At 60.5% G+C, this 24,793-nt stretch carries 19 protein-coding genes; 8 read left to right on the top strand and 11 right to left on the bottom strand.

The window, feature by feature from the left end; genetic code table 11:
- Nucleotides 1-97 precede the first annotated feature (97 nt).
- The 4 genes from RCCGE510_RS02000 (at nucleotide 98) to RCCGE510_RS01985 (ending at nucleotide 4,258) form a co-directional block, all read left to right on the top strand.
- On the top strand, nucleotides 98-1,138 hold the full coding sequence (locus RCCGE510_RS02000; protein ID WP_085989751.1) for an ABC transporter substrate-binding protein: 1,041 nt from the start codon (nucleotides 98-100) through the stop codon (nucleotides 1,136-1,138).
- A 95-nt stretch (nucleotides 1,139-1,233) separates the two neighbouring features.
- Complete coding sequence (locus tag RCCGE510_RS01995) at nucleotides 1,234-2,298, top strand: ABC transporter ATP-binding protein (protein ID WP_037077542.1); 1,065 nt, start codon at nucleotides 1,234-1,236, stop codon at nucleotides 2,296-2,298.
- Nucleotides 2,295-3,473, top strand: a complete 1,179-nt coding sequence (locus RCCGE510_RS01990) for an ABC transporter permease (RefSeq protein ID WP_007626637.1) — start codon at nucleotides 2,295-2,297, stop codon at nucleotides 3,471-3,473. Before RCCGE510_RS01995 ends, RCCGE510_RS01990 begins: the two co-directional genes overlap by 4 nt.
- Nucleotides 3,473-4,258, top strand: a complete 786-nt coding sequence (locus RCCGE510_RS01985; protein WP_007626636.1) for an ABC transporter permease — start codon at nucleotides 3,473-3,475, stop codon at nucleotides 4,256-4,258. The genes RCCGE510_RS01990 and RCCGE510_RS01985 overlap by 1 nt, the downstream gene beginning before the upstream one ends.
- A 125-nt stretch (nucleotides 4,259-4,383) precedes the next feature.
- Here RCCGE510_RS01985 and RCCGE510_RS01980 read toward each other — a convergent pair whose 3' ends face one another.
- The 4 genes from RCCGE510_RS01980 to RCCGE510_RS34625 all read right to left on the bottom strand — a co-directional run bounded on the left by RCCGE510_RS01980 (nucleotide 4,384) and on the right by RCCGE510_RS34625 (nucleotide 11,067).
- Nucleotides 4,384-6,693 (bottom strand): ATP-binding protein, encoded by a 2,310-nt coding sequence (locus RCCGE510_RS01980; protein WP_007626635.1) that lies wholly within the window; start codon nucleotides 6,691-6,693, stop codon nucleotides 4,384-4,386.
- Nucleotides 6,694-6,884: 191 nt separating this feature from the next.
- A complete protein-coding gene (gene pepN / locus RCCGE510_RS01975; RefSeq protein WP_007626634.1) occupies nucleotides 6,885-9,533 on the bottom strand; it encodes an aminopeptidase N in 2,649 nt (882 codons plus the stop codon).
- 188 nt (nucleotides 9,534-9,721) lie between these two features.
- On the bottom strand, nucleotides 9,722-10,828 hold the full coding sequence (locus RCCGE510_RS35935) for a methyl-accepting chemotaxis protein (RefSeq protein ID WP_007626630.1): 1,107 nt from the start codon (nucleotides 10,826-10,828) through the stop codon (nucleotides 9,722-9,724).
- Nucleotides 10,828-11,067, bottom strand: coding sequence for a hypothetical protein (locus RCCGE510_RS34625; protein ID WP_007626628.1), 240 nt, complete (start codon nucleotides 11,065-11,067; stop codon nucleotides 10,828-10,830). The genes RCCGE510_RS35935 and RCCGE510_RS34625 overlap by 1 nt, the downstream gene beginning before the upstream one ends.
- A 98-nt stretch (nucleotides 11,068-11,165) precedes the next feature.
- On the opposite strand from RCCGE510_RS34625, the gene RCCGE510_RS01965 reads away from it, so the two are divergent.
- Both RCCGE510_RS01965 and RCCGE510_RS01960 read left to right on the top strand, forming a co-directional pair.
- The gene (locus RCCGE510_RS01965; RefSeq protein WP_007626621.1) at nucleotides 11,166-12,104 is read left to right on the top strand and encodes a DMT family transporter; all 939 of its coding nucleotides are present in this window, start codon (nucleotides 11,166-11,168) and stop codon (nucleotides 12,102-12,104) included.
- Between the two features lie 246 nt (nucleotides 12,105-12,350).
- Entirely contained in the window at nucleotides 12,351-13,223 is an 873-nt protein-coding gene (locus RCCGE510_RS01960) for a hypothetical protein (protein ID WP_007626620.1), read from the top strand.
- Here the strand turns inward: RCCGE510_RS01960 and RCCGE510_RS35075 are convergent, their stop codons facing one another.
- The 6 genes from RCCGE510_RS35075 to RCCGE510_RS01935 form a co-directional block, all read right to left on the bottom strand.
- On the bottom strand, nucleotides 13,224-13,379 hold the full coding sequence (locus RCCGE510_RS35075) for a hypothetical protein (protein WP_007626617.1): 156 nt from the start codon (nucleotides 13,377-13,379) through the stop codon (nucleotides 13,224-13,226). It abuts the gene before it with no gap.
- A 149-nt stretch (nucleotides 13,380-13,528) separates the two neighbouring features.
- Nucleotides 13,529-13,720 (bottom strand): hypothetical protein, encoded by a 192-nt coding sequence (locus RCCGE510_RS01955; protein ID WP_007626614.1) that lies wholly within the window; start codon nucleotides 13,718-13,720, stop codon nucleotides 13,529-13,531.
- Nucleotides 13,721-13,851: 131 nt separating this feature from the next.
- Nucleotides 13,852-14,751 carry a uracil-DNA glycosylase gene (locus RCCGE510_RS01950; protein WP_007626612.1) on the bottom strand — a complete coding sequence of 300 codons (900 nt, stop codon included), beginning with the start codon at nucleotides 14,749-14,751 and terminating at the stop codon, nucleotides 13,852-13,854.
- Between the two features lie 68 nt (nucleotides 14,752-14,819).
- Nucleotides 14,820-16,112, bottom strand: coding sequence for an Hsp70 family protein (locus RCCGE510_RS01945; protein WP_007626611.1), 1,293 nt, complete (start codon nucleotides 16,110-16,112; stop codon nucleotides 14,820-14,822).
- Between the two features lie 319 nt (nucleotides 16,113-16,431).
- Nucleotides 16,432-19,548 (bottom strand): efflux RND transporter permease subunit, encoded by a 3,117-nt coding sequence (locus tag RCCGE510_RS01940; protein WP_007626610.1) that lies wholly within the window; start codon nucleotides 19,546-19,548, stop codon nucleotides 16,432-16,434.
- Nucleotides 19,545-20,867: an efflux RND transporter periplasmic adaptor subunit gene (locus RCCGE510_RS01935; protein WP_007626609.1), complete on the bottom strand. Its 1,323-nt coding sequence runs from the start codon at nucleotides 20,865-20,867 to the stop codon at nucleotides 19,545-19,547. Before RCCGE510_RS01935 ends, RCCGE510_RS01940 begins: the two co-directional genes overlap by 4 nt.
- Nucleotides 20,868-21,159: 292 nt before the next feature.
- Here RCCGE510_RS01935 and RCCGE510_RS01930 point away from each other — a divergent pair, with 292 nt between their 5' ends.
- Nucleotides 21,160-22,038 (top strand): aminoglycoside phosphotransferase family protein, encoded by an 879-nt coding sequence (locus RCCGE510_RS01930; protein ID WP_007626608.1) that lies wholly within the window; start codon nucleotides 21,160-21,162, stop codon nucleotides 22,036-22,038.
- A gap of 10 nt (nucleotides 22,039-22,048) precedes the next feature.
- On the opposite strand, the gene RCCGE510_RS01925 is transcribed toward RCCGE510_RS01930, so the two are convergent.
- Complete coding sequence (locus RCCGE510_RS01925) at nucleotides 22,049-22,837, bottom strand: SDR family oxidoreductase (RefSeq protein WP_007626607.1); 789 nt, start codon at nucleotides 22,835-22,837, stop codon at nucleotides 22,049-22,051.
- Nucleotides 22,838-23,089: 252 nt separating this feature from the next.
- Between RCCGE510_RS01925 and RCCGE510_RS01920 the strand changes: the two genes are divergently transcribed.
- Nucleotides 23,090-24,754 carry an electron transfer flavoprotein-ubiquinone oxidoreductase gene (locus RCCGE510_RS01920; RefSeq protein ID WP_007626606.1) on the top strand — a complete coding sequence of 555 codons (1,665 nt, stop codon included), beginning with the start codon at nucleotides 23,090-23,092 and terminating at the stop codon, nucleotides 24,752-24,754.
- Nucleotides 24,755-24,793: the final 39 nt, after the last annotated feature.

Raw genomic sequence — 24,793 nt, 5'->3', positions numbered from 1 at the left:
TCGGTGAGTATAATCACCAAGCAGGTTAACCCGCCTTCCAAATCCCCTAAAACGTGATTTCCTATTCGACGTTTGAAACAAACAAGGGGAGCATCCGATGAACCTGCTTAAAGCTACACTTATTGCATCCACGGTCCTTATGACCGGCGTCTTGGGCGCTCAAGCCCGAGACCTGACAGTTGTGTCTTGGGGAGGCAATTTCCAAGATGCGCAGCGCAAAATCTTTTTCGAAACCTTCGCGAAAGAAAGCGGAAAGCCTGTTCTCGATGAAAGCTGGGACGGCGGATACGGCGTTCTGCAAGCCAAGGTGAAGGCTGGCACCCCGAATTGGGATGCGGTTGAAGTCGAATCTGAAGAGTTGGCGCTCGGTTGCGCCGACGGCATTTACGAAAAAATCGACTGGCAGAAGCTCGGAGGCAAGGAAGCCTTTCTTCCCGCTGCGGTAAGCGATTGCGGCGTCGGCAATATTGTCTGGTCGACTGGCCTTTCTTACGATGGCGACAAGTTGAAGGAAGCACCGAAGACATGGGCCGACTTCTGGGACACGAAGAAGTTTCCCGGCAAGCGCGGTCTCCGCAAGGGTCCGAAGTATGCCCTCGAATTCGCTTTGATGGCTGACGGCGTTCCGGCCGATCAGGTCTACAAGGTGCTCGCGGCTGAAGGTGGTGTTGATCGCGCATTCAAGAAGCTCGACGAACTGAAGGCCGATATCGTCTGGTGGGATGCCGGCGCACAGCCGCTGCAGCTTCTATCGTCGGGTCAGGTCGTCATGACGTCGGCTTACAATGGACGTATCAGCGGCATTAATCGCAGCGAAGGCAAGCATTTCGGCTTCGTCTTCCCCGGTAGCGTATACGCCATCGACACCTGGGTTGTTCTCAAGGACGCTCCGAACAAGGATGCGGCGATGGATTTCATCGCTTTCGCAAGCAAGGCTGAAAACCAGGCTAAGCTGCCCGAGTTCATCGCTTACGGCTTGCCAAACCTCGGTGCCTCGAAACTCGTGCCCGAACAGTACCAGAAGGAACTTCCGACGACCGAAGAGAACCTGAAGGGTTCGATCGCGCTCGACGTCGATTTCTGGACGGACAACTCCGAGGAGCTTACCCAGCGCTTCAACGCCTGGCTCGGACAATAAAATCGTTGCTGGGACCTCCGAATTGAGGTCCCACGCGACACTGCCATTTGCATGACGCGAGTGGTCTTGCACGAATCGAACGAAATTGGGCCATGATGAACAACGCGTTTATTCATTTTGATAAGGTCAGCAAGGCGTTCGGTATCGTAACCGTCGTTGATGATCTCGAGCTGGCGATTGCCAAGGGCGAGTTCGTCAGTCTGCTTGGACCGTCAGGGTCAGGCAAAACAACTCTTCTCATGATGCTTGCCGGTTTTGAGAGCCCAACCAAAGGCTCGATCTCAGTTGCCGGAAAACGCGTTGACGCATTGCCTCCCTACAAGCGCAACATGGGCGTAGTCTTTCAGAACTACGCTTTGTTCCCGCATATGACGGTGGCGGAGAACGTGGCATTCCCACTCAAGATGAGGGGGCTTTCCCGGACTGAGATTGTAGAGCGAGTTACGAAGGCACTCGACATGGTGCAGCTCGGTGCCTTCCAGGAGCGTCGTCCGATCCAACTCTCGGGCGGTCAGCAGCAGCGCGTCGCATTGGCCCGCGCTCTCGTTTTTGAACCTGAAGTCGTGTTGATGGATGAGCCGCTTGGAGCGCTCGACAAAAAGCTGCGTGAGCAGATGCAACTCGATATCCGCGATCTTCATCGTCGCTTGGGGCTGACAATCGTATTTGTCACGCACGATCAGACCGAAGCCCTGACGATGTCGGACCGTATCGCGATCTTCAACCATGGCAAGATTGAGCAAATTGGTGCACCGTCGGAAATCTACGATCATCCCAAGACCCAATTCGTCGCTCAATTCATCGGGGAAACAAACCTTCTCACGGGCAAAGTTGTTCGGAGCGATGATGGGATCGCGGACGTTCGCTTGGATGACGGCAAAATCATCAAGGTGCGAACTGATCTGGACCTTCCGGCAGGGAAGGGCGTGAAGGTCTCGATCCGGCCGGAACGTATCGAGCTGAACTCGACGGCAGCCTTGGAAAATCGCGTGAATGTCAGTGTCTCGGACGTTGTCTACCATGGCGACCATCTCCAGGTCCGGGTTCTCGCAAACGGACGTGAGCTGATCGTCAAATCGGACCGGAAGGCCACCCCGCCGCACCTCGGAGATGAAGCTGTCGCGTCATTCTCTCAAGACCAATGTTGGATTGTCGCATGACGCGGCGATCTTGGTTCCGAAAGCAACTGACATCGTTCGCCTTGGTTGCACCCTTGGCACTCTTCCTGGCGTTCTTTTTCGTCGTCCCTCTGGCGACGATGATGAAGTCGGCAGTCTCGGACACGGTTGCCTCTCAGGCGCTTCCTACGACGGCAGCAGCTTTGAAGGGATGGGATCGTTCGAGCACTCCTCCCGTCGACGCGCAGAAAGCCTTTGCTCGTGATCTGCGAGGCATCACTGATGATCAGCTTTTTGGCGATCTCGTTCGGCGCTTGAACAGCGCGAAATCTGGGTTCCGCACTCTAATGAGCAAGACCAAAACGGCCGCAGTCTCAGATGAGAACCTCAGTGATCTTGTATCGGTCGATCAGCGTTGGAGTGATCCGGCTTTCTGGATCGCTGTACAAGATGCCGCTAGCTCGCCGATCACCGACCGTAACCTGCTCGCCGCAGTCGATCTGACGCGGGACAATGACGGAAGCATCGTTTCGCTTCCGGAAGGCAGCTCTGCAAACCGTGAGACATTGATAAGGACACTTGTGACCGCAGGCATGGTCACGATCTGCTGCGTTCTTATAGGGTTGCCATTTTCCATGGTTGCCGCATCAGTCAATGGCTGGGCTCGTCAACTTCTTCTAGGCGCCGTTCTGTTGCCGCTCTGGACCTCGCTTCTCGTCCGTACAGCTGCGTGGTACATCCTTCTCCAGGACAATGGCCTCATCAACTCAACGCTCGAAGCCATAGGTCTCACAAGCGGTCCAATACCGTTGATCTTCAACAGGGTTGGCGTTGTTATCGCGATGACCCATGTTCTCCTTCCTTTCATGGTCCTGCCGATCTTCAGCGTCCTCATCGGAATTCCGAAGAACCTTATGCCTGCTGCGGCCTCTCTAGGAGCATCTCCAATCCGCTCGTTTTGGCTGGTGCTGCTGCCGTTGACCCTTCGCGGCGTCGTATCAGGCTCGCTTTTGGTGTTTATGAGCGCCCTTGGTTACTACATCACGCCAGCACTTATCGGCGGAGCGAAGGATCAGATGATCAGCGCTGTCATTGCGTATTATGCCACAGGCGCAGCAAACTGGGGCATGGCAGGTGCGCTGGGCTTGGTGCTGCTGCTGGCTACCATCATCCTCTATGTTGTCTACCTGAGACTGTCGTCCGAGGAGGCACGGTGATGAAGCCCCTGACCCTTTCAAAGGTGATCTTCGGCTCAATGGTCGTTTTCTTCTTGATGGCCCCGTTGATCGCAATCCTTCCGCTTGCCTTCACCAACAGCGTGTTTCTGAATTACCCCATCCCAACTTTCTCGCTCCGCTGGTTTGATGAACTGTTCACCGCTGATGCGTGGAGGCGGTCAATCGTCAACAGCCTGATCATCGGCGTAGGCACGACGATCTTGTCGACGGTATTGGGCACTGTTGCGGCGCTTGGTTTGAGGGGAAAGTCGGTTTCGTTGATCTTTGGATTTATCCGAACCGTTTTTCTCTTGCCGATGGTTGTACCCGCCGTCGTTCTCGGCGTTGGGATGCAGTTGACGTTCGCTCAGTACGGGCTAGCGAATACGTATATCGGGGTCATCGTCGCCCACTCGGTTCTGGCCGTTCCATTCGTGATCGTGAACGTCACGGCATCCTTGCAGGGTATCGATACGCGTTTGGAACATGCTGCGGCCAGCATGGGAGCATCACCCCCAACAGTATTGAGGACTGTCACCCTTCCACTGGCCATGCCTGGCATCGTCTCGGGCGCGGTGTTCGCGTTTGCAACCTCGCTGGACGAGGTCGTGTTGACGCTATTCGTCGCGGGACCGAACCAGAGAACTCTTGCGCGGCAAATGTTCTCGACAATTCGTGAGAACATTAGTCCCGCCATTGCGGCAGCTGCCTTCGTCTTCATCGTGGGTACGGTGACCATCGCAGCGCTGGTGAACCTTGGGAGAAGGAGGACACAAAACGCTTAAAGACAGCGAACGCTACAGCGCGTCGCGATCTTTCAGGTTCGCTCCTTACTCTTTAGCTCTTTGTTTTCACGCATGTCGTTGCCGCAAAACCGCTGCACATTTTGCGCGACATGCTCTAGCCACGATCAGACATCGTCGGGAATGCGCAACGAGATCACCGTGCCCACAGCTTCGCGGGAGCGGATCTTCATGCGGCCGCCATGCAGCGCGGTCAGTGAGCGGGAGATCGCCAGCCCGAGGCCGGAGCCGCCCTTGCTCTTGGCGTACTGGCTCTGCACCTGCTCGAAGGGCTGGCCGATCTTTGCCAGCGCCGAGCGTGGGATGCCGATGCCCGTGTCGGCGATGGTCACGACGACAGCGCCGTCGACGCGGCGTGTGCGCACCGCGATGCGGCCGCCATGGTCGGTAAACTTCACCGCATTGGAGAGCAGGTTAAGCAGCACCTGCTTCATCGCCCGGCGGTCGGCCGTCAGCGTCAGGCCGGATGAGATGCGCTGGTCGATGACGATGTTCTTTTCGGCCGCAGGAATGGCGGTGAAGCGCAGGCTTTCCTCGATCAGCGGCACGAGATCGATACGTTCGCAGTGCAGCCTGAGGTGGCCGGCCTCGATCTTCGACATGTCGAGAATGTCGCTGATGACGTTGAGCAGATGTTTGCCGCTGTCATGGATATCGCGGGCGTATTCGTCGTATTTCAGCGAGCCGAGCGGACCGAACATCTGGTTCTGCAGGATTTCCGAGAAGCCGAGGATGGCGTTGAGCGGCGTGCGCAGCTCATGCGACATGTTGGCGAGGAATTCCGATTTCGCCTTGTTGGCGGCCTCGGCGCGCTCCTTCTCCGCCTGGTAGTTGGAATTGGCGGTCGAAAGCTCGGATTTCTGGATCTCCAGCGTCTGGCGCGAGGCGGAAAGATCGCCGATCGTCGCCATCAGCCGGCGCTCGGATTCGCGCAGCCGCTCCTGATGGCGTTTCATCAGCGTGATGTCGGTTCCAACCGAGACCCTGCCGCCGTCGCGGGTGCGCCGCTCGTTGATCTGCAGCCAGCGCTCGTCGGCAAGCTGCACCTCCGTCGTGCGCGAATAGCCCGAGCCGTCGGCATCGGCGATCCGCCGCTCGATAACGGGACGGGCGGCAGCAGCATTGACGGTCGAGCGCTCGGTGCCGGGCACCAGCACGCTGTCCGGCAAGCCGTAAGCCTGCTGGAAATGCGTGTTGCACATGACCAGCCGATCGTTCTTGTCCCAGAGCACGAAGGCCTCCGAGGTGCATTCGATGGCGTCGGCCAGGCGCTGATCCGCTTCGGCGTAGCGCTGCGCGAGCCGATGCTGTTCGGTCACGTCCATGGCGATGCCGATCAGGTGGACGCGGCCGGAATTGCTGCGGATCACCTGGGCGCGGGCGCGCATCCAGACATAATGGCCGCCGGCATGGCGCATGCGGAAGATCTGGTCGACCTGGCCGGAATGGCCCTTGGCGATGGCGCGCGCGATCTCGTAGAGTCCGCCGTCATCGGGATGCATCAGCCGAGCGGCCTCGCCGAACCCCATCGTCTTGTCGGAACCCGGCAGGCCGAGCATGTCGTACATCGAGCGCGACCAGAAGAATTCGCGGTTCTCGAAATCGAAGTCCCACAGGCCGCAGCGGCCGCGTGACAGCGCCGTCTCGACGCGCAGGTTCGATTCCAGGAAAATGTCGTCGGCGTCGCGAGCGCGCTTCACCTGCGTGTAGTAGGCATATAGGATGACCAGCAGGATCGACGAGATGCCGGCAAACAGCGTAACATTGAGGGCCAGCTGCTCGCGCCAGAGCCGGCTGATCTCGTCGAGCGAGGTGGCGGCGACGATATAACCGCCGGCATTGCCCATCAGCGTGATTTCGGCATAGTGCGGCACGCCGCCGATGGTTGTTTCGATGACGCCGGCGCGGTCGCCGAAACGCCGGATCGTCGAGACCTCAGGGAAGAAATCGCTGACATTGCTGCCGACATGGGAAAGCCCGGCGGTCGTCGCGGCGAAAACCTTGCCGCTTGCCTGCACGAGCAGCACGAAGGCGCCGGTGTCGAGCCGGTCCTGCGGCAGGAACCTGGCGAGCCGGGCCTGCGCTTCTGCGATATCGCCGCTGTCGAAGATGTCTGATGTATCGGCAAACACCGCAGAGGCAGTCGCTGCCGAAAGCGCCGTGGCATGGCGGGCCGAGGCTTCCAGGCGGGAGTATTCGCTGACCATGCCGAAGAAATGCGACGCGGCGACGACGAACAGGAAGGCGACGATCAGCGCCGGAATGGCGCGCTTCAACAGCAGCTCGGCCTTCGGCAGATGCCGCAGAAGTGGTTCCGATGTCGCATGACCGGAAAGGCTGTCTCGCCAGGCTTTCAACCCGTCAAAATCGACACGCAGCCGTCCTCCGGCCACGGTTGCCCGCCGCACGTCCATCATCTCTTCGCCTTGTCCCTCGTGTGATTCGCGCGCCGCTCGCTCGAACCTGACCTAGAGAATCATGGGTGATTCGCCTTGTCCAGAGGCAAAGGTAAAAATCCGTTAACTATCTATGATTTCGCGTTTTTCGGGTGATTCAACCTGCTGGGCAACCGGCCGCCGCGTTTTTCACGACGGCCGGTCCAGGCAAACTACCCTTTAAGCGTGCGCTCGACGATATCGCGCACGTCTGTGGAAAGAGCGGTGGCCCGCTCGATCTGGAGCAGCGCCGAGCGGGCATGATCGGCACGCGCCGGTTCAAGCGCCCGCCAGGAGCGCATCGACGTGAGAATGCGGGCGGCAAGCTGCGGGTTGCGTTCGTCGATATCGAGAATTTGACCAGCGAGGAAACGATAGCCTTCGCCGTCGGCACGGCCGAAGCCGGTCGGATTGGCGAAGGCGAAGGTGCCGACCAGCGCCCGCATCCGGTTCGGATTGGTCCGCCTGAACAGCGGATCGTCCATCAGCGCGCGGATCCGTTCCAGGGTTGCTGCGCCCGGAATGCCGGCCTGGATTGCGAACCACTTGTCGATGACGAGAGCATTTCCCGCGAAACGGTCACGGAAGCTTGCCAGCGCCTCTGTTGTCTCCGCGCTGTCGGCGAAACGATGGGCGAGGATCGTCAGCGCATGGCTGAGATCGGTCATGTTGTTGGCCGCATCGAAGGCGGCCTTGGCGCGGGCCGGCGTCTGTTCGGCGTAGGAGAGGTAGGTGAGGGCGCTATTGCGCAAGGCCCTGAGGCCGGCGCTTTTCGCGTCCGGGCTGAAATCGCCCGATGTCGTCATCGCCGCGTAGAGGCCGGCAAAAACATCCTTTCCGGCATCGGCGATCTGCTTCAGGACCGCTTGCCGGCCGGCATGGATGGCATCGGGATCGTTGTTGCCGCCGAGTTCGCGGGCGATATCGGATTCGCTCGGCAGAGCCAGCGCCTGGGCGCGGAAGGCAGGCTCGAGGCCCTCGTCGGCGGCCGCCGCAATCAGCGTCTCGACAAAGGTCGCTTCGCAGACGACAGGCTTGCCCTCACGAGCGTCGCGGGCTGCTTTCAGGAGGTTCGGCAGCGCCAGATCGGTCAACGCCTGCCAGCGGGCGAAATGATCGGTCTCATGGCGGGCGAGGTGGGCGAGATCGGCCGGGCTCTGATCGAAATGCAGGTTGATCGGCGCTGAGAAGCTGCGGTTGATCGAAACGACCGGCCGCGAGCCAATGCCATGAAACACCGCCGTCTGCGTGCGGCCTGTGAGATGCAGCACCTCGCCGGTATATTCGGCGCCGTCGACCGAGCGAGGCTCGATCTTGCCGCCGTTCTCGCCGAACAGCGCCAGGCTGAGGGGGATATGCATCGGCTCCTTGTTCGGCTGGCCGGGGGTCGCAGGCGTCATCTGTTCGAGCGACAGGGTGAAGCTGCCGGCCGCCGCATCATAGCTGCCCGATGCGGTGACGAGCGGCGTGCCGGCCTGATGGTACCAGAGCGAGAACTGCGTGAGGTCGCGTCCGCTTGCATCCTCGAAGCATTTGACGAAATCCTCGATCGTCACGGCTTGGCCGTCATGGCGATCGAAATAGAGGTCCATGCCCTTCTTGAAGCCGTCCTTGCCGAGCAGCGTCGCGATCATCCGCGTCACTTCGCTGCCTTTCTCGTAGACGGTCGTCGTGTAGAAATTATTGATCTCGCGATATTGCGTCGGCCGCACCGGATGAGCGAGCGGGCCGCCATCTTCCGGGAATTGCTCCGATTTCAGATGGCGCACCTCGGCGATGCGCTTGACCGGCCGCGAGCGCTGGTCGGAAGAGAATTCGTGGTCGCGATAGACCGTCAGGCCTTCCTTGAGGCACAGCTGGAACCAGTCGCGGCAGGTGATACGGTTGCCGGTCCAGTTGTGGAAATATTCATGCGCGATGATCGCCTCGATATTGGCGTAGTCGGCGTCGGTGGCGAGTTCCGGATCGGCAAGGACGTATTTGTCGTTGAAGACGTTGAGGCCCTTGTTCTCCATCGCCCCCATGTTGAAGTCGGAGACGGCGACGATCATGAAGATGTCGAGATCGTATTCTCGCCCGAACCTCTCTTCGTCCCACTTCATCGAACGTTTCAGCGCGTCCATCGCATAGGCTGCACGCGGCTCGTTGCCGTGCTCGACATAGATCTTCAGCACCACTTCGCGGCCGGACATGGTGGTGAACGTGTCTTCGACGACGCCGAGATCGCCGGCGACGAGTGCGAAGAGATAGCTCGGCTTCGGATGCGGGTCGAACCAGGCGGCGAAATGCTTGCCGGGGCCGTAGCCGGCGCCGCCGAGGAAGTTGCCGTTTGACAGCAGCAGCGGGTTGGCGTCCTTGTCGGCGATGATGTTGACCGTGAACGGCGCAAGCACGTCGGGGCGGTCCGGGAAATAGGTGATGCGGCGAAAACCCTCCGCCTCGCATTGCGTGCAGTAGATGCCGCCGGTGCGGTAAAGGCCCATCAGCTTGGTATTGGCTTCGGGATTGATGATCGTGGTGATCGTCAGCTCGAAAGGCGCACTCTCCGGCAGGTCGCGCACCGTCAGGCTCTCCGGTGTTGCGTCATAACGCGAAGGGTCGAGCTCCACCTGGTCGAACAGCAGCCCTGACAGCGTCAGCTCGTCGCCGTCGAGCACGATCGGTGCTGCCGGATCGACGCCCGGGCGGCGATGAAAGATCAGGCGTGCCTCGACCTTTGTCTCCGTCGGGTCGAGTTCGAAAGTCAGGTCCACGCGTTCCAGCACGAAGTCGGTGGGACGGTAATCTGCCAGATGAATGACCTGGCCGGTATCTGTTCGCATGGTGTTTCCTGAAGACCGTTATTTGACAACCGCGGAATACAGAGGCGGGCGCACTCTGCCATAAATTTGTCGGGCATGATTACATTAAAGTCTGAACTAAAGTTAAAGCAAATTGCCCGCGAACACCAAGTTCACGGGCAAAATACTCTCTTGGAAACTGAAGGACGCGGCTGCCTGGGCGAGAGGCGCTACTTTAGATTGAGTGCCGCCTTGATCGTCGCGTCACTTTCCGTCCGCTGCACGACGACGCCGTACCAGCCAAGCCCGTCGTAATCCTCGTAGCCGAGGGTACGTGCAAAGGCGACGATCGAGCCGTTATTGTCGTAGTAGCTGCCCTTGGCCCGGCCGGACGGATTGGCGAGGGCGAAATGGGAAAACAGCAAGGCGGGGTTGGTGGTGGCGATCACCCGGCTCTTGCCGTCGAGCAACATGACCGTCGTTTTCTCCGCCAGCTGCGGCGGCAGGTTCGCCTCTTTCTCGACGATCGCCTGGCCCTGGTTCTGCCAGTCGAAATAGACGCCGAGCGTGCCGATCAGCCGTCCGTCGAGCTTGCCTTCCTCGCGGATGCCTGTGGCATAGACGAGTGCATGCCTGTTGTCATGGATCGGGCTGGCTTTGACTTCGTCGACACTATACGCGTCGCCGGAGGCGCAGGCAGACGCTGCGCGGAACCACGGATCGCCGGCAAGGCTTGTGCCGGCAATCTTGCGTTGGAACTTGGGATTTGCCGATGCGATCACCTTGCCCGAGAGATCGGTCATTACCAGATCGAGATAGACAGTGTAGAAGCGGTTGATGGCGCCGAGACGCTCCGCCGCGAAGGCGATGGTTTCCCGATCCGGGTTTCGCAGCGCCTGCCAGAGTGCCGGGTCCGTCGCCCACCAGCGCACATCGGCCGTGCGCTCGAAAAGGTTGCGGACAATCAACTGCACCAGCGTCTGCGCCAGGTCGGTGAGGCGAACGCCCTCCATCTCCTCGACCAGCGAATCCGCCATGGCGCGGCTGAGACCGATGCGGCCGAGCACGTTGCTCTCGAACCTGCCGGTGATGTCGGTGGCGATCTGCGCCAGCCGCTGCACCTCGTTGGCAACCACTGCAAAGCCCTTTCCGGTCTCGCCGGCTCTTGCCGCTTCGATCAGCGCATTGATGGCGAGCAGCTTGATCTGCTTGACGATATTGGTGTTGTCGGCGCTGAAGCGCTCGAGGTCGGTGCTGATGCCGTCGGTGACGACGCGCATCGAGCGCGGTGTCGCATTCTGCGACTGGGCAATGGTTTCGGCGCTAAGCGGCTTCATCAAATGATCCTGGAAGGGGCGGGCAATCGTTGCAGGGCGAAGAAAATTTCGACTAAGCAAAAACGATGCGTGCCTATGGTTTTCAATTGGTTAACACCGACCGGCCAAAGGCGAACATTTTGGGCGAAATGGCTGAAGAGAGCAAAAAATCGACGCGCGGGCGCGCATTCCGCACCGTCGAGCGCGCGCCCGAAGGTGATCTTGCGATTCTTCCACGCTGCTTGCGATTTTTTGGCCAATCGGGATTTTCTTCGCTACGATGGGAGACGTCATCTTCTGCGTTCCCGAGTCGAACGCGTCTCCCCGTTGCTGTTAAGTCGATATAAGAGCCAGGATCATGCACGCGGTTCTCAAAAACCCGATGAGAGGCATTGCGCTGAAGGTCTCGTCGGTCGTGGTCTTCCTGGCCATGCAGACCTTCATCAAGCTGGCCGGCTCCGACATCCCACCTGGCCAGGTCACCTTCTGCAGGTCCTTCTTCGCGCTTTTCCCGATCATGGCCTATCTTGCTTATATCGGGCAACTGCGCGCCGCCTTCTACACCGCCAATCCGGTCGGCCACCTCAAGCGCGGCACGATCGGCATCATGTCGATGGCTTTCGGTTTCTACGGCCTGCTGCATCTGCCGCTGCCGGAAGCGATCGCGCTCGGCTACGCCTTGCCGCTGGTCGCCGTCGTCTTCGCCGCGGTTTTTCTCGGCGAGACCGTGCGCATCTATCGCTGGAGTGCCGTCCTGGTCGGGATCGTCGGCGTCGCCATCGTTTCCTGGCCGAAACTCACGCTGTTTCGCGACGGCGGCATGGAGGCGGAACAGGCTGTCGGCGCGCTCTCCGTGCTGCTCTCGGCCGTGCTCGGCGGCATGGCGATGATCCAGGTGCGTCGTCTCGTCGAGGAGGAGAAAACGGCGACGATCGTGCTGTACTTCTCGCTCATCGCCTCGGTCTTTTCGCTGGCTTCTCTGCCGTTCGGCTGGCTCGTCCTGCCATGGCCGTCGGCACTCTGCCTCATCGCCGCCGGTTTTTGCGGCGGAATCGCGCAGATTCTGCTGACGGAAAGCTACCGCCATGCCGATGTCTCCACCATTGCGCCGTTCGAATATACCTCGATCCTGCTCGGCAGTATCGTCGCCTATTTCGTCTTCGGCGATGTGCCGAGCTTTACCATGCTGATCGGTACTCTTATCGTCATCTCCGCCGGCATCTTCATCATCTATCGCGAGCATCAGCTCGGCATCGAGCAGAGGGAGGCGCGCAGAGCCACGACGCCGCAAGCCTGACGCCCTGCAAGCGCATGATATGCAAGCTTTTAATGCATGGAGTGCTGCAGCGCGAAAATTGCTCGCAATGAGCGAAAAGAATGGTGAATTCTTGGGATATCGTTGCCTCACGGAATATGTTTGTTGAAGATGAGCGGATATCATTTATTCGAAGCTGTGCATGTCTGAATGGCCGCTGATACCGGGGAAGCTTTCGGTATTGCTGCTCCGAACGCCAGCCGGCGAGCGGAGGTGGAGAAAAGCATAATGGCATTCACGGCGGAGCAATTGGCGGGAAACGACTCCTTTCTGCTGAGCATCCGCTTTTTGGCTGGGCAGATGCGCGGCATGTTCGATGCCAGCCCGCGCCTGGCGCGATTGCTCGCTTCGCATCAGCGCTGGCTTCTGACCCAGACTGCCTATGCCCTTAACCTGGAATATGATCCGCGTGACCCGACCTCGGGTTTCACCGCCGTTCGGCTGACCGGACGCATCACCGCGCATAAGGTGGCGAGCCGCAACACCGTCCTCGCCTTCATCGAAGAACTCTACACCTACCGCTTCATTGTTCACACGCCCGGCGACGAGCGGCGGCGGCCACGTCATTTCGAGCCGGCTGACGTCAGCCATCAGGCGATGTTTGCCTGGATTCTTTCCAATCTCGGCGCGCTCGATCTGCTTGACGGCGGTCAAAGGGCCGCATTTTTCCAGGCAAACCCATCAATGATGCGGCTGGTTCAGCCGCGCATCGCCCGCCATTGCCTGGAAGATGCCGCCTGGCGCGAGCCGCCCGAACAGGTGGCGCTGTTCCTCTGGACGGAAGCCGGCGGCCTCGTGGTCGACAACTTCATCGCCCGAATGGATATGGAAAGCAGCGAGCCGGATAGGTTTTCCGTCGGCCGTGTCGAAACCCGTGCGCTCGCCGCCGATTTCATGATGTCGCGCACCCATCTCCAACGGCTCTTGGCAAAGGCGGCGCAACGCGGCTGCGTCGGCTGGGATGACGAACCACGCAAGGCGCACATTTGGATATCGCGGGATTTCGTCGAGCAATATTGCGCCTGGCAGGCGGTCAAGTTCGCCTATGTCGACGACGCCTTCGAATGGGCGAAAGCCCAGTTCGAGGCAATGGCCGTCTGATCAGAGAACGATTGCCGCAGCACTTGGGCCAATGCAGGGGGCAGCGTCGACCGGCTTGAGTGATAGCTCGCGCTCGTATTCCCGCGCGGCTGAGACCGCGACGCGGATATGCTCGAAGGTTTCGATGTTACGCAGAAGCGATATCAGGATCGTCATCTTGGGGTTACTCTTGACGCTAGAGCAATTCCAGGAAAAGTGCGAAGCGGTTTTCCCAGGCAAAGCGCGAAGCGCTTTTGCCGCGAATTGCGTAAAAACAAAGGGTAGAGTGGTTCGGCAGTCTAAACAGCAGGCGATGCGCCTGCCACTCAATATTGCTGGAAATCCGAAAAAATCGCGTCGGGGCGTGCTGTGCGGCCGTTGATGCCGGTGCCGCGGGCGATCATCTGTTCGTTCGCGGCAAAGCCGAAACGGCTGTAGCCGTGGGTGGTACGAACCTGGTCGCCGGCGAGGCGAAGGGTTTCAAACCCGCTATGGATAGGACGAAATCGTTTGTTCATGGCCTTGGTTCCTGTGGTTCCTCCCAAGACACCCCTCATATTGCGGTGCAGCATTGATTCCGCAATGCGCCACGGCGGGATGCAGCCATGCGGAGAACGCATAGATGAATTCATAAAATATTCAACTTTGGCTAATTTCTGAGCAGAGAGAGGGACTTAAGCTTCGCCTGAAAGGCGAGCAGGTCATTCCAGGCCAGCCGCTTGTTGACCGGCGCGGTCAGCAGATCCTGCGGATGCAGGCTGGCTATGGCAGGAATGACACAGTCCGCAGCGGCAATTTCCTTCCAACGGCCACGCAGGCCGTGGATCGTGTCGTTTTCGCCGAAGAAGAAGCGGGCCGAAAAATTGCCGAGCAACAGGATCACCTTGGGTTCGGCCAGCGCGATCTGCCGTTCGATGAAGGGCCGGCAGATGTCCATTTCCGCCGCCGAGGGCGCACGATTGCCAGGTGGCCGCCAGGGGATGACCTGCGTCAGCAGAACGCTCGAGCGCGTCAGCCCGATCGCCGTTAGCATCTTGTCGAACAGCTGGCCGGATTTTCCCGAGAAGGGCACGCCTTCGCGATCGTCTTCGGCACCCGGCGCCGAGCCGATCACCATGATACCGCTTTCGGCATCACCGCTGGCAAAGATGGTCGAGCGGGCGCTGTGCTTGAGGTTGCAGCCGTTGAAGGCTTCGATCGCAGTCTTGAGCTCAGCCAGGGATCGCGCGGTCTCGGCGACGAAACGCGCCTGCTGCACCGCCTCACCATCCGGGATCGCCGGCTGCGGACCGGACGCGGCGCGTTCGGCCGGGGGCGCCACTGCATTCGGACGCGGCGGTGTCCGGCCATCCCGAGCCACAGGCCGTTCCCCAGCGATGGGAGCTTGTGGCTGGGCCTGTGCCGCCGGGCGCCGGGCGGCCTTCATCGCTTCGAACTCGGCGAAGCGGTCGATCGCCTCTTCCTCCAGCAGCCATTCCACGCCGGCATCCGCATGGAAATGCAGAAGCGCTGCAAGCTCGGCGGGGGAGAGGTCGTTGGCGGAGATCATCTGACAGGTTTAGCGGAGAGACAGGGGCATTGGAAGGGCAGGCGACAGATTGCCCTTCCTTGCCTGATCTATTGCACAGTCCATTGCGAAATGTCGTCGCGTTCGCCGATCAGCGCCAGGCCATGGGCGATCGACAACAGCTCGCCGCCGCTCTCGATCCGGTCGCGCTCGAAGCGCTCGGTAAAGATGCGGCGCACCGCCGGCACGAAGGAGGTGCCGCCGGTCAGGAACACCTTGTCGATATCCCCGGGCTTTGTCTTGGTCTTGTCGAGCACGTCATCGAGCGCGCCTTCGATGCGGGCAAGATCCTCGGCGATCCAGCCTTCGAAGTCGCTGCGTCGGATGCTGCGATGTCCGCCGCGGCCGAGCGGCGCGAAATCGAAAGGCGCTTCCTCCGAGGCCGATAACGCCATCTTCGTCGCCGACACCGCCTGATAGAGCGGGTAGCCCTCGTCATGGTCGATGAGGTCGATGAAGATTTCGAGCTTTTCCGGCTCCAGGCTGGTGCGCACCAGCTTTTTCAGATCCTCGAATTCGCGTGTCGTCTTGAAGATCGACAGCTGGTTCCAGCGGCCGAAGCTGGAATAGTAGTTGGACGGAACTTCAAGGATCTTGTCGAAGCTTTTGAAATGGCTGCCCTTGCCGATCATCGGTGCGACGATGTTGTCGATCATCCTGTAGTCGAAATGGTCGCCGGCGACGCCGACGCCGGAATGGCCGATCGGCGTTGCCGTCAGCTTGCCGGCGGCCGTCTCGAAGCGGATCAGCGAATAGTCGGTCGTGCCGCCGCCGAAATCGGCGACCAGCACGGTCGCATCCTGCTTCAGGTTCTGCGCGAAGTAGAAGGCGGCGGCGACCGGCTCGTAGACATAGTGGATTTCCGGGAAGCCGAATCGTGACAGCGCCTCGTTGTAGCGTTGGGTCGCGAGGTCAGGATCTGGGCTGGCGCCGGCAAAATGCACCGGCCGGCCGGTGACGATGCGGCTGACATCCGAAGGCCAGTGGTCGCCGGCGTAATTGCGCAGGCGCCTGACGAAAACCTCCATCAGATCCTCGAAATTATGCCGCTTGGCGTAGATCAGCGTGCCCTGGAACAGCGCGCTTGCCGCAAAGGTCTTGATCGACTGCAGAAAGCGGCATTCGCCGGGATTGTCGATGAACTGGCGGATCGCCGCATGGCCCGCCTCCACCTTCAGTGCTGAAGCGCCGAGTTGCGCATCCTTCATGAAGGAAAGCGCCGTACGCATGCTGTCGGCCGTGCCTTCCGTGCTCGTGAATGCCATCGAGCGCGTCGCCCCGCCATCCGCCATGGCGAGAACCGTATTCGTCGTGCCGAAGTCCAAACCCAGCGCCTGAGCCATGCCCGCACCTCTTCCTGCCGATTGTTATTGGAAACGGAGCAGCACTCCGCGATAGGGCGAAAGGACGCCCCGGATCAAGGAGGGCGGGTGATGCCACAGTGGCGCGACACATTCAAGAGGATCGAAAGTCGATGTGATCGCGGACGCACTTCTTCTCGCGGTCGGAGAAAGGAAGTTCGCAGCAAGGGCTACTGCATAATCCCGGAAATCGGAATCGATTTAAGGATGGATTATGCAGCAATTCAGAGTGTTACAGCGCCGCGCGTCTGAAAGGACGCGCGGCGCTGTAATTGGCAAGACCGAATTCAGAGGGCCGTCATCATTCGGCTGCCATTGCCCTTGCCTCCTGCACCACCGGCTCTTCGGCCTTCTTTCCGCCGATCAGGCGGCCGAGGAAGTTGCCGAAGCGGTCCATCTCGACGAAGATGACGGGGGTGATGAAGAGTGTCAGCATCTGCGAGACGATCAGGCCGCCGACGACGGCGATGCCGAGCGGCTGGCGCAGTTCCGAGCTTGCGCCGCTGCCAAGCGCGATCGGCAGGGCACCGAGCAGGGCGCAGAAGGTCGTCATCATGATCGGCCGGAAGCGGCGGACGCAGGCCTCGTGGATTGCCGCCGTCGCCTTTTCGCCCGTCGTGCGCATGGTCTCCACCGCCACGTCGATCATCATGATCGCGTTTTTCTTGACGATGCCGATCAGCATCAACAGGCCGATAAGAGCGATGATCGACAGGTCGAAGCCCATGATCTTCAGCGCCAGCAGCGCGCCGAAGGCCGCGGCCGGCAGGCCGGAGAGGATGGTGAGCGGATGGATGAAGCTCTCATAGAGCACGCCGAGCACGACATAGATGGTCAGCACCGCCGCCAGGATCAGATAGGGCGTATTGCCCTGCGACTGCTGGAAGATCTCCGCCGTGCCGCCATAGGAGGTGAAGACGTCTGCCGGCGTGGCGATGTCCTTCTTGATCTGGTCGACCGCTGCCGTCGCATCGCTGAGCGAGACGCCTTCCGGCAGGTTGAAGGAAACCGTGGTCGAGACCAGCTGCCCCGTCTGGTTGATGGTGACCGGGCCGGTGGTGCGTTGCACATGGGCAAAGTTCGACAGCGGCACCAAGCTGCCATTGGCGGAGGCGACACGGATTTCCGACAGCTTCTGGTCGTCCCAGGGTTTGCTGGTGTCATATTCAACGATGACGTCGTAACTATCGCCGGTCGACTGGATTTCCGCAGCCGAATAGCCGCTGAAAGACTCCTGCAGCGTCGTGCGTAGCGTGTCGTTGTCGATCCCATAGGCGGCTGCCCGCTCGGTATCGATGACGATATTCGCCTGCAGGGCGTTGTTCTGGGCGTCCGAAGTCACGTCGGTAAACAGGCGGTTCTTGCGCATCTCCGCCTGAATCTTGCCGGCCCAGAGGTTGGTCTGATCGGCACTCAGCGCCTGCACCACCAGCTGATACTGGCTGGCGGTCTGGCGGCCGCCGAAGCGCAGGCTCTGGTTCGGTGTCACAAAGGCCTGCAGTCCGGGGATCTTGTTGATCGCCGTGCGCAGCTCGCGCAGCGTCTGGTCAAGCGGCGGACGCGCCTTCTTGTCCTTGAGTTCGACGAACATCGAGCCGTTGTTCTGCGGTTTGTTCGGATTGCCGCCGATCGTCGACATCACGTGGTTGACCGCCGGGTTCGCTTTGACGGCCGCCGCCGCCTGCTGCTGCAGCGCTTCCATGGCGGAATAGGAAATGTCCTGCCTTGCCTGCGTGCTGATCGTCAGGCGGCCGATATCTTCCTGCGGGAAGAAACTCGTCGGCAGCGTCATGAAGAAATAGATCGTCAGCGCCACCGAACCGAGGAAAACGCCGAGGACTATGGGGCGATGCTGAAGGCACCAGCCGACCGCCCTGTCGTAGCCTTTGAGCGTCCGCTCGAACCCGGCATCGAAGATGCGGATGATGAGCGGTGGGCGGCTGTGATTGTTGGAGAGACGCGAGCCGAGCATCGGCGTCACAGTCAGCGAGACGATGGCCGACGAGATGATGGCGATGGCAACCACCATGCCGAATTCGTTGAACACGCGGCCGACGACGCCGCCCATCAGCAGGATCGGGATGAACACCGCAATCAGCGAGACCGACATGGAAATGATCGTGTAGCTGACTTCGCCCGCGCCCTTGATCGCCGCTTCCCGCACCGGCATGCCTTCCTCGACATGGCGCAGGATGTTTTCGAGCATGACGATCGCGTCGTCGACCACCAGCCCTACGGCCAGCGTCAACCCGAGCAGCGAGATGTTGTCGATGCTGTAGCCAAGCACATACATCATGCCGAAGGTCGAGATCAGCGACAGCGGAACGGCAAGTCCGGGAATGATCGTTGCTGTGGCATGACCGGTGAAGAGGTAGATGACGAGAACAACGAGACCGATCGTCAAGAGCAACGTGAACTTCACGTCTGAAATGGCATCGCGAATGGGTTTTGCTGCGTCGTTCATGACGACGGTATTCACCGAGGGCGGGATTTCGGCGTGAAGCTGCGGCAGCTTGGCGTTGATCGCATCGACGACATCGACCGTGTTGGCATCCGGCTGACGTTGAATGGCGAGGATGATGCCGCGCTGGCCGTCATACCAGCTACCGGTATACTGGTTCTCGACACTGTCCTGCACATCGGCGATATCGCCGAGGTGGATCGGCGCACCGTTCGGACTGGCGATGACGAGCGAGCGGAATTGTTCGGCGTTGGTGCGCTGTGTGTTTGCCGTGATGGTCATGCTCTGCGAGTTGTTCTGCAGCGTTCCCACCGGCTGCTGGCTGTTGGCCGCAGCTAGCGCCTTGTTGACGGTATCGATGCCGATGCCGCGGGTCAAAAGCTTGTTGGGATCGACCTCGACGCGCACGGCATAGGTCTGCGCACCGTAGACGCTGACCTGGGCAACGCCGGGGAGGGTGGAAAGCGATGGCGAGATGATGTCCTCGGCGATCTCGTCGAGCTTGCTGCGCGGCATGGTGTTGCTCTGCACCGAGAGCAGCATCACCGGCGCATCGGCCGGATTGGTCTTGCGGTAACTCGGCGGCGTTGTCAGGTTGTCGGGCAACTGCCTTGTCGCATGCGAGATTGCCGCCTGCACGTCGGCTGCGGCGGCGTCGATATTGCGGTTGAGGTCGAACTGCAGCACGATGCTGCTGCTGCCGAGCGAACTCGAAGCGCTGATTTCGCTGATCCCGGGAATGGTCTCGAACTGCTTGATCAGCGGTGTCGCAACCGAGGTCGCCATCGTCTGCGGCGAGGCGCCGCTCAGCTGCGCCGAAACGTTGATCGTCGGAAAATCGACCTGCGGCAGTGCCGCGACGGGCACGAGCTGGTAACCGGCAAGGCCGGCCAGAATGACGCCGATGGCAAGCAGCGTCGTCGCGACGGGCCGCTGAATACAGAAATTGGGGATCATTGCTGAGCTCCCACCGCGATCGTCTCGGACTGCTGCTTCCGAGGCTCTTCGGCGGACGCGACATCAAGCGCCTTTTCGTCGAACTGCTCGTTGATCGCCTGCTGGTTGCTGAGCTGGCCCTGGCCCTCGACGACGACGTGATCGCCTGCCGAAAGACCCGATTCGATGGCGGTGAAGCCGCCATTTGCGCGGGCGACGGTGAGCGGTGTCAGATACGATTTGCCGTCCTTGGCGACGAAGGCGAAGAATCCCTCCGGGCCAGGACTGACGGCAACCGTCGGCACCACCACCTGCTGTTCGTCATTGTTGAAATGCACCACGATATTGACCGACTGGCCGGGCCAGAGTGCGCCGGAGGCATTCTCGAATTTCGCCTTGGCGAGGATCGTGCCCGAGGCCGTGTCGACCGTATTGTCGTAGAAGCTGATCTCACCCTTTCGGACCTGTCCCTTGGTGGATTTGGGAACCGTGCTGACCTCGACCGGACCGGCTGACAGAGCGCTCTTCAACGTTCGCAGGTAGCGTTCCTGCAGGTGGAATTTCACATAGATTGGGTCGTATTTGGCGATGGTGACAATTGCCGCGCCGGCACTGAGGAAGGCACCTTTGCTGACGGCGATATCGCCGAGCCGACCATCGAAGGGCGCGCGAATGTCGGTGTGCTCGAGGATGACCTGATCGGAGGCAAGCGATGCTTTGTCGGCGTCAACAGTGGCTGCGGCGGTATCACGGGCGGCGACCGCCTGGTCGAGGCTCTGTTGGGTGCCCGCCTTCTGGTCGAACAGGTCCTGCGCGCGCGTCAATGCGGTCGCGGCCTCCGAAAGGGTGGCGGTGTCGCGCACGATCATTGCATTGTCCTTGTCGACCGCTGCCTTGGCGGTGCGGCCGTCCAGCTTGGCGATCAGGTCGCCGGCTTTGACGGTCGCCCCATCCTGCGCATCGATGCTGACGATCAGGCCCTGTTCCTGTGCGGCAATGGTCGTGTTGTCATCGGCATCGGCCCAGCCTGTCGCCGTCACATCGGTCGGCAGCGTCGTTTTCACCGCTGCGACTGTTTTGACGACAGTCGGGCCACCGCCGCCGCGTCTGCGCCCGCCGCCCTGATGTTGCCCACCGTTCTGCGCTTGATCGGCCTGTCCTTGACTGGCCTGCGCCTGATCGCCCTGTGCTTGCTGCCCATCACCATTGCTGCCGGCCGGCTGCTTGATGAACTGCGAGAGGGTGGGAATGCGAGAGGCATAAGGGACGAGATTTCCGAATTGCCAGACGCCGACGGCGGCAACTGCGATAACGCTGACAGTGATCCAAAATTTCTTCATGGGCGACAAACCGGATGTTGAACAAGGTTGCGAATTTTATGCTCCGATTGAGCCACTTATATTGCGGCGCAAAAAAGACATAATTCCCGGGTCGCAATCACTAAGTGGTTATAACGGCTTAAATTTTTGTAATGAATATTCCGTAATATTCAAACTATACTAATATAGGCGGTATGTACCCGATGGCCGTTTGACGGCTGCGGCGGGAGGCCCTTCGCAAGAAGACGACATCAACCCGCAAGCCGTCGATGGCGCGGGAAGACCGCGGAAAAACCAGAGAAGGCAGGTCGTCATGACCGAGTTGAACGCCAGCGAGTTTCGCTCTCTCATCATAAGCGTGTTTCCCGAACTTACGGCCTCCGCCTTCAAGCTGGCGGCGAAGGGTTGGGATTCGCTTGCCGTCGACGTCGATGACACGCTGATCTTCAAGTTTCCCCGCCATTCGGGCGCGGAAAGAGCGCTTGTGAAGGAAGCAGCTTTGCTCGACATCATCAGGCCGTCGCTGTCGATGGCGGTTCCAGACATGCACATTCACGATGGGCCGCCGATCTTCTCCAGCCATGCCAAGCTCGAGGGCGAACATCTCATTGCCGAGGATTATGATGCGCTTGGCGAGAGTTATCGTCGGCGCCTCGCCGATGATCTTGCGCGTTTTTACGCCGAGCTGCACGTGCTCGATGCCGATCGTATGCGGTCGGCCGGCGCCGGGCCGATCCAGCCATGGCAATCGCCGGAAGCGCTGCGAAGCAAGGCCTTACCGCTGCTGCCACCCGACCTCAGGAGCTTTGCGCAGGCCATTCTTGCCGATTTCGAAACCTTGCCGCCTGATCCTCACGGCAACATCTACGGCTTCTTCGACGGCCATGGCTGGAACATGGCTTTCAACCATGCGCAAGGGAGGCTCAACGGCGTCTACGATTTCGCCGATTCGGGCTTCGGTCCGCTGCACCAGGAATTCATCTACTCGAACTTCATCTCGCCCGATCTGACCGCCCGCATCGTATCGGCCTATGAAATGCTGACCGGACGCCGGCTCGACCGGCGGCGCATTGCGATCCTGACGGGTTTCCATCGTCTCTCCGAGCTCGCCGAATTTGCCGACGATCCGGCCTATGTCGAACAGATGATCCGAAGTGCTGCGACGTGGGCGGGGGCCGTCCACGTCGGCTGAAGCGAAGCCCTCAGACCGATCGGGCCGCGCCGCCGTCGCAGCGGATCAGCGAGCCGGTGATGTAGCTTGCCGGCTGGCTGCAAAGGAAGGCCGCCGTTGCGGCAAATTCCTCTACCCTGCCATAGCGGCCGACCGGAATGCGTGCTTCCTTGTCGGTGCGGATATCTTCGAGGCTCTTGCCCGTCCGCTTTGCCGCCGCCCCGTCGAGATCGTCGAGCCTGGCGGTCAGGATGCTGCCCGGCAAGAGCAGGTTGGTGGTAACGCCGAAGCCGCCTACTTCTGAGGCAAGCGTCTTGCTCCAGCCGGCAAGTGCCGGACGCAGCGTATTCGACAGCGCCAGATTGGCGATCGGTTCGATCACCCCCGAGGAGGCGACCGTCAGGATGCGGCCCCAGCCCTGCGCCTTCATGCCGGGCAGCAGCGCATTGGTCAGCGTGATCACGCGGGCGACCATGGAGATAAAATAGGTCTCGAGCTTTTCACCCGTCATGTCTTCGGTCGTGCCGGGCTTCGGCCCGCCGGTATTGTTGACGAGGATATCGAGGCCGCCGAATTTTTCGGTCACCGCCGAAGTCGTCGTCTCGACGAAGCGTTCATCCCCGAGATCGGCCCAGATCCAGTCGGCCCGGCCTTTGCCTTCGGCATTGATTGCCTTGCAATTGGCCTCCAGCTGCTCGCCGCTGCGCCCGCAGAGCAGCACATTTGCGCCTTCGCGCGCCAGTGCTGTGGCGATGCCGAGGCCGAGCCCACGCGAAGAGGCGAGCACGAGCGCCCGTTTGCCTTCGATGCCGAGATCCATGATCGTTCCCTCCAATATCTTCGAGCGATGTATAAGGCGCATGCGGCGGAAAAGGGAAGGGCGTGTGATCGGTCCGGCGTCGTTTGATAATTGACGTTAACGTCAACGGCATATAATTCTGGCGCGCAAAGCACGTCATTGTGCGAATTGAAGATTGGCTGTCGTATCCCGGCTCGACAACGCTTTCTCGTTTTGACAAGAAAGTGCCTATGACGGGGTGACGGCCGCGTGCCGCCAAGCGGAGACAAGTGAATGACCGAGACGACTGAGCTGCCCGAACGCGAGAGCATGGAATTCGACGTCGTGATCGTCGGCGCCGGTCCGGCCGGTCTTTCGGCGGCGATCCGGCTGAAGCAGGTCAATCCGGAGCTGTCGGTCGTCGTGCTCGAAAAGGGCTCGGAGGTCGGCGCCCACATCCTCTCCGGCGCCGTCGTCGATCCGATCGGCATCGACCGCCTGCTGCCCGGCTGGCGCAGCGAAAGCGACCATCCCTTCAAGACCGAGGTCACCGCTGACCATTTCCTGCTGCTCGGTCCAGCCGGCTCGATCCGGCTGCCGAATGTGCTGATGCCGCCGCTGATGAACAATCACGGCAACTACATCGTCTCGCTCGGGCTCGTCTGTCGTTGGCTGGCAACGAAGGCCGAAGAACTCGGTGTCGAGATCTATCCGGGCTTTGCCGCCACCGAGGTGCTCTACAATGACGAGGGTGCGGTGATCGGTGTTGCCACCGGCGACATGGGGATCGAGAAGAATGGCGAACCCGGCCCGAACTACACCCGCGGCATGGAACTGCTCGGAAAATATGTGCTGATCGGCGAGGGCGTGCGCGGCTCGCTTGCCAAGCAACTGATCGCCAAGTTCGATCTGCAAAAGGATCGGCAACCACAAAAGTTCGGCATCGGCATCAAGGAACTCTGGCAGGTCAAGCCCGAGAACCACCGTCTCGGCCTGGTGCAGCATTCCTTCGGCTGGCCGCTCGGCATGAAGACCGGTGGCGGCTCCTTCCTCTATCACCTGGAAGACAATCTGGTCGCCGTCGGCTTCGTCGTCCATCTCAACTACAAGAACCCCTATCTCTATCCCTTCGAGGAATTCCAGCGCTTCAAGACCCATCCGGCGATCCGCGGAACCTTCGAGGGCGGCAAGCGGCTCTCCTATGGGGCGCGTGCCATCACCGAGGGCGGTTACCAGTCGGTGCCGAAGCTCTCCTTCCCCGGCGGCGCGCTGATCGGCTGTTCGGCCGGTCTCGTCAACGTTCCGCGCATCAAGGGCAGCCACAATGCGGTGCTGTCCGGCATGCTGGCGGCTGAAAAGGTCGCTGCCGCCATCGAAGCCGGCCGCAGCCATGACGAGGTCACCGAGATCGAAAACGAATGGCGCAAGGGCGACATCGGCAAGGATCTGAAGCGCGTGCGCAACGTCAAGCCGCTGTGGTCGAAGTTCGGCACGGCGCTCGGCGTAGCGCTCGGCGGTCTCGACATGTGGACCAATACGCTGTTCGGCTTCTCGTTCTTCGGCACGCTTGGTCACGGCAAGACCGACGCGCAGTCGCTGGAGCCGGCCGCACAGCACAAGCCGATCGCCTATCCGAAGCCGGATGGCGTGCTGACCTTCGACCGCCTGTCCTCGGTGTTCCTGTCGAACACCAATCACGAGGAGGACCAGCCGGTGCATCTGCAGGTCAAGGACATAGGCCTGCAGAAGCGATCGGAACACGATATCTATGCCGGCCCGTCGACCCGTTACTGTCCGGCCGGGGTCTATGAGTGGGTGGAGAAGGACGGGCAGGAGACCTTCGTCATCAACGCCCAGAACTGCGTGCACTGCAAGACCTGCGACATCAAGGACCCCAACCAGAACATCAACTGGGTGCCGCCGCAGGGCGGTGAGGGGCCGGTCTATCCGACTATGTGAGGCGGATTATCAACGCCGCCGACATTTTTTACGTGCTGA

The organism is Rhizobium sp. CCGE 510 (genome assembly GCF_000292525.1).
GTDB lineage: Bacteria > Pseudomonadota > Alphaproteobacteria > Rhizobiales > Rhizobiaceae > Rhizobium.
This window is presented reverse-complemented; position numbering and strand designations above follow the sequence as displayed.

What these genes read in the sequence shown, in the direction of transcription:
- RCCGE510_RS02000 (WP_085989751.1), top strand. Translation starts at nt 98, where the DNA reads ATGAACCTGCTTAAAGCTACACTTATTGCATCCACGGTCCTTATGACC.
- RCCGE510_RS01995 (WP_037077542.1), top strand. Translation starts at nt 1,234, where the DNA reads ATGAACAACGCGTTTATTCATTTTGATAAGGTCAGCAAGGCGTTCGGT.
- RCCGE510_RS01990 (WP_007626637.1), top strand. Translation starts at nt 2,295, where the DNA reads ATGACGCGGCGATCTTGGTTCCGAAAGCAACTGACATCGTTCGCCTTG.
- RCCGE510_RS01985 (WP_007626636.1), top strand. Translation starts at nt 3,473, where the DNA reads ATGAAGCCCCTGACCCTTTCAAAGGTGATCTTCGGCTCAATGGTCGTT.
- RCCGE510_RS01980 (WP_007626635.1), bottom strand. Translation starts at nt 6,693, where the DNA reads ATGATGGACGTGCGGCGGGCAACCGTGGCCGGAGGACGGCTGCGTGTC.
- pepN (WP_007626634.1), bottom strand. Translation starts at nt 9,533, where the DNA reads ATGCGAACAGATACCGGCCAGGTCATTCATCTGGCAGATTACCGTCCC.
- RCCGE510_RS35935 (WP_007626630.1), bottom strand. Translation starts at nt 10,828, where the DNA reads ATGAAGCCGCTTAGCGCCGAAACCATTGCCCAGTCGCAGAATGCGACA.
- RCCGE510_RS01965 (WP_007626621.1), top strand. Translation starts at nt 11,166, where the DNA reads ATGCACGCGGTTCTCAAAAACCCGATGAGAGGCATTGCGCTGAAGGTC.
- RCCGE510_RS01960 (WP_007626620.1), top strand. Translation starts at nt 12,351, where the DNA reads ATGGCATTCACGGCGGAGCAATTGGCGGGAAACGACTCCTTTCTGCTG.
- RCCGE510_RS35075 (WP_007626617.1), bottom strand. Translation starts at nt 13,379, where the DNA reads ATGACGATCCTGATATCGCTTCTGCGTAACATCGAAACCTTCGAGCAT.
- RCCGE510_RS01955 (WP_007626614.1), bottom strand. Translation starts at nt 13,720, where the DNA reads ATGAACAAACGATTTCGTCCTATCCATAGCGGGTTTGAAACCCTTCGC.
- RCCGE510_RS01950 (WP_007626612.1), bottom strand. Translation starts at nt 14,751, where the DNA reads ATGATCTCCGCCAACGACCTCTCCCCCGCCGAGCTTGCAGCGCTTCTG.
- RCCGE510_RS01945 (WP_007626611.1), bottom strand. Translation starts at nt 16,112, where the DNA reads ATGGCTCAGGCGCTGGGTTTGGACTTCGGCACGACGAATACGGTTCTC.
- RCCGE510_RS01940 (WP_007626610.1), bottom strand. Translation starts at nt 19,548, where the DNA reads ATGATCCCCAATTTCTGTATTCAGCGGCCCGTCGCGACGACGCTGCTT.
- RCCGE510_RS01935 (WP_007626609.1), bottom strand. Translation starts at nt 20,867, where the DNA reads ATGAAGAAATTTTGGATCACTGTCAGCGTTATCGCAGTTGCCGCCGTC.
- RCCGE510_RS01930 (WP_007626608.1), top strand. Translation starts at nt 21,160, where the DNA reads ATGACCGAGTTGAACGCCAGCGAGTTTCGCTCTCTCATCATAAGCGTG.
- RCCGE510_RS01925 (WP_007626607.1), bottom strand. Translation starts at nt 22,837, where the DNA reads ATGGATCTCGGCATCGAAGGCAAACGGGCGCTCGTGCTCGCCTCTTCG.
- RCCGE510_RS01920 (WP_007626606.1), top strand. Translation starts at nt 23,090, where the DNA reads ATGACCGAGACGACTGAGCTGCCCGAACGCGAGAGCATGGAATTCGAC.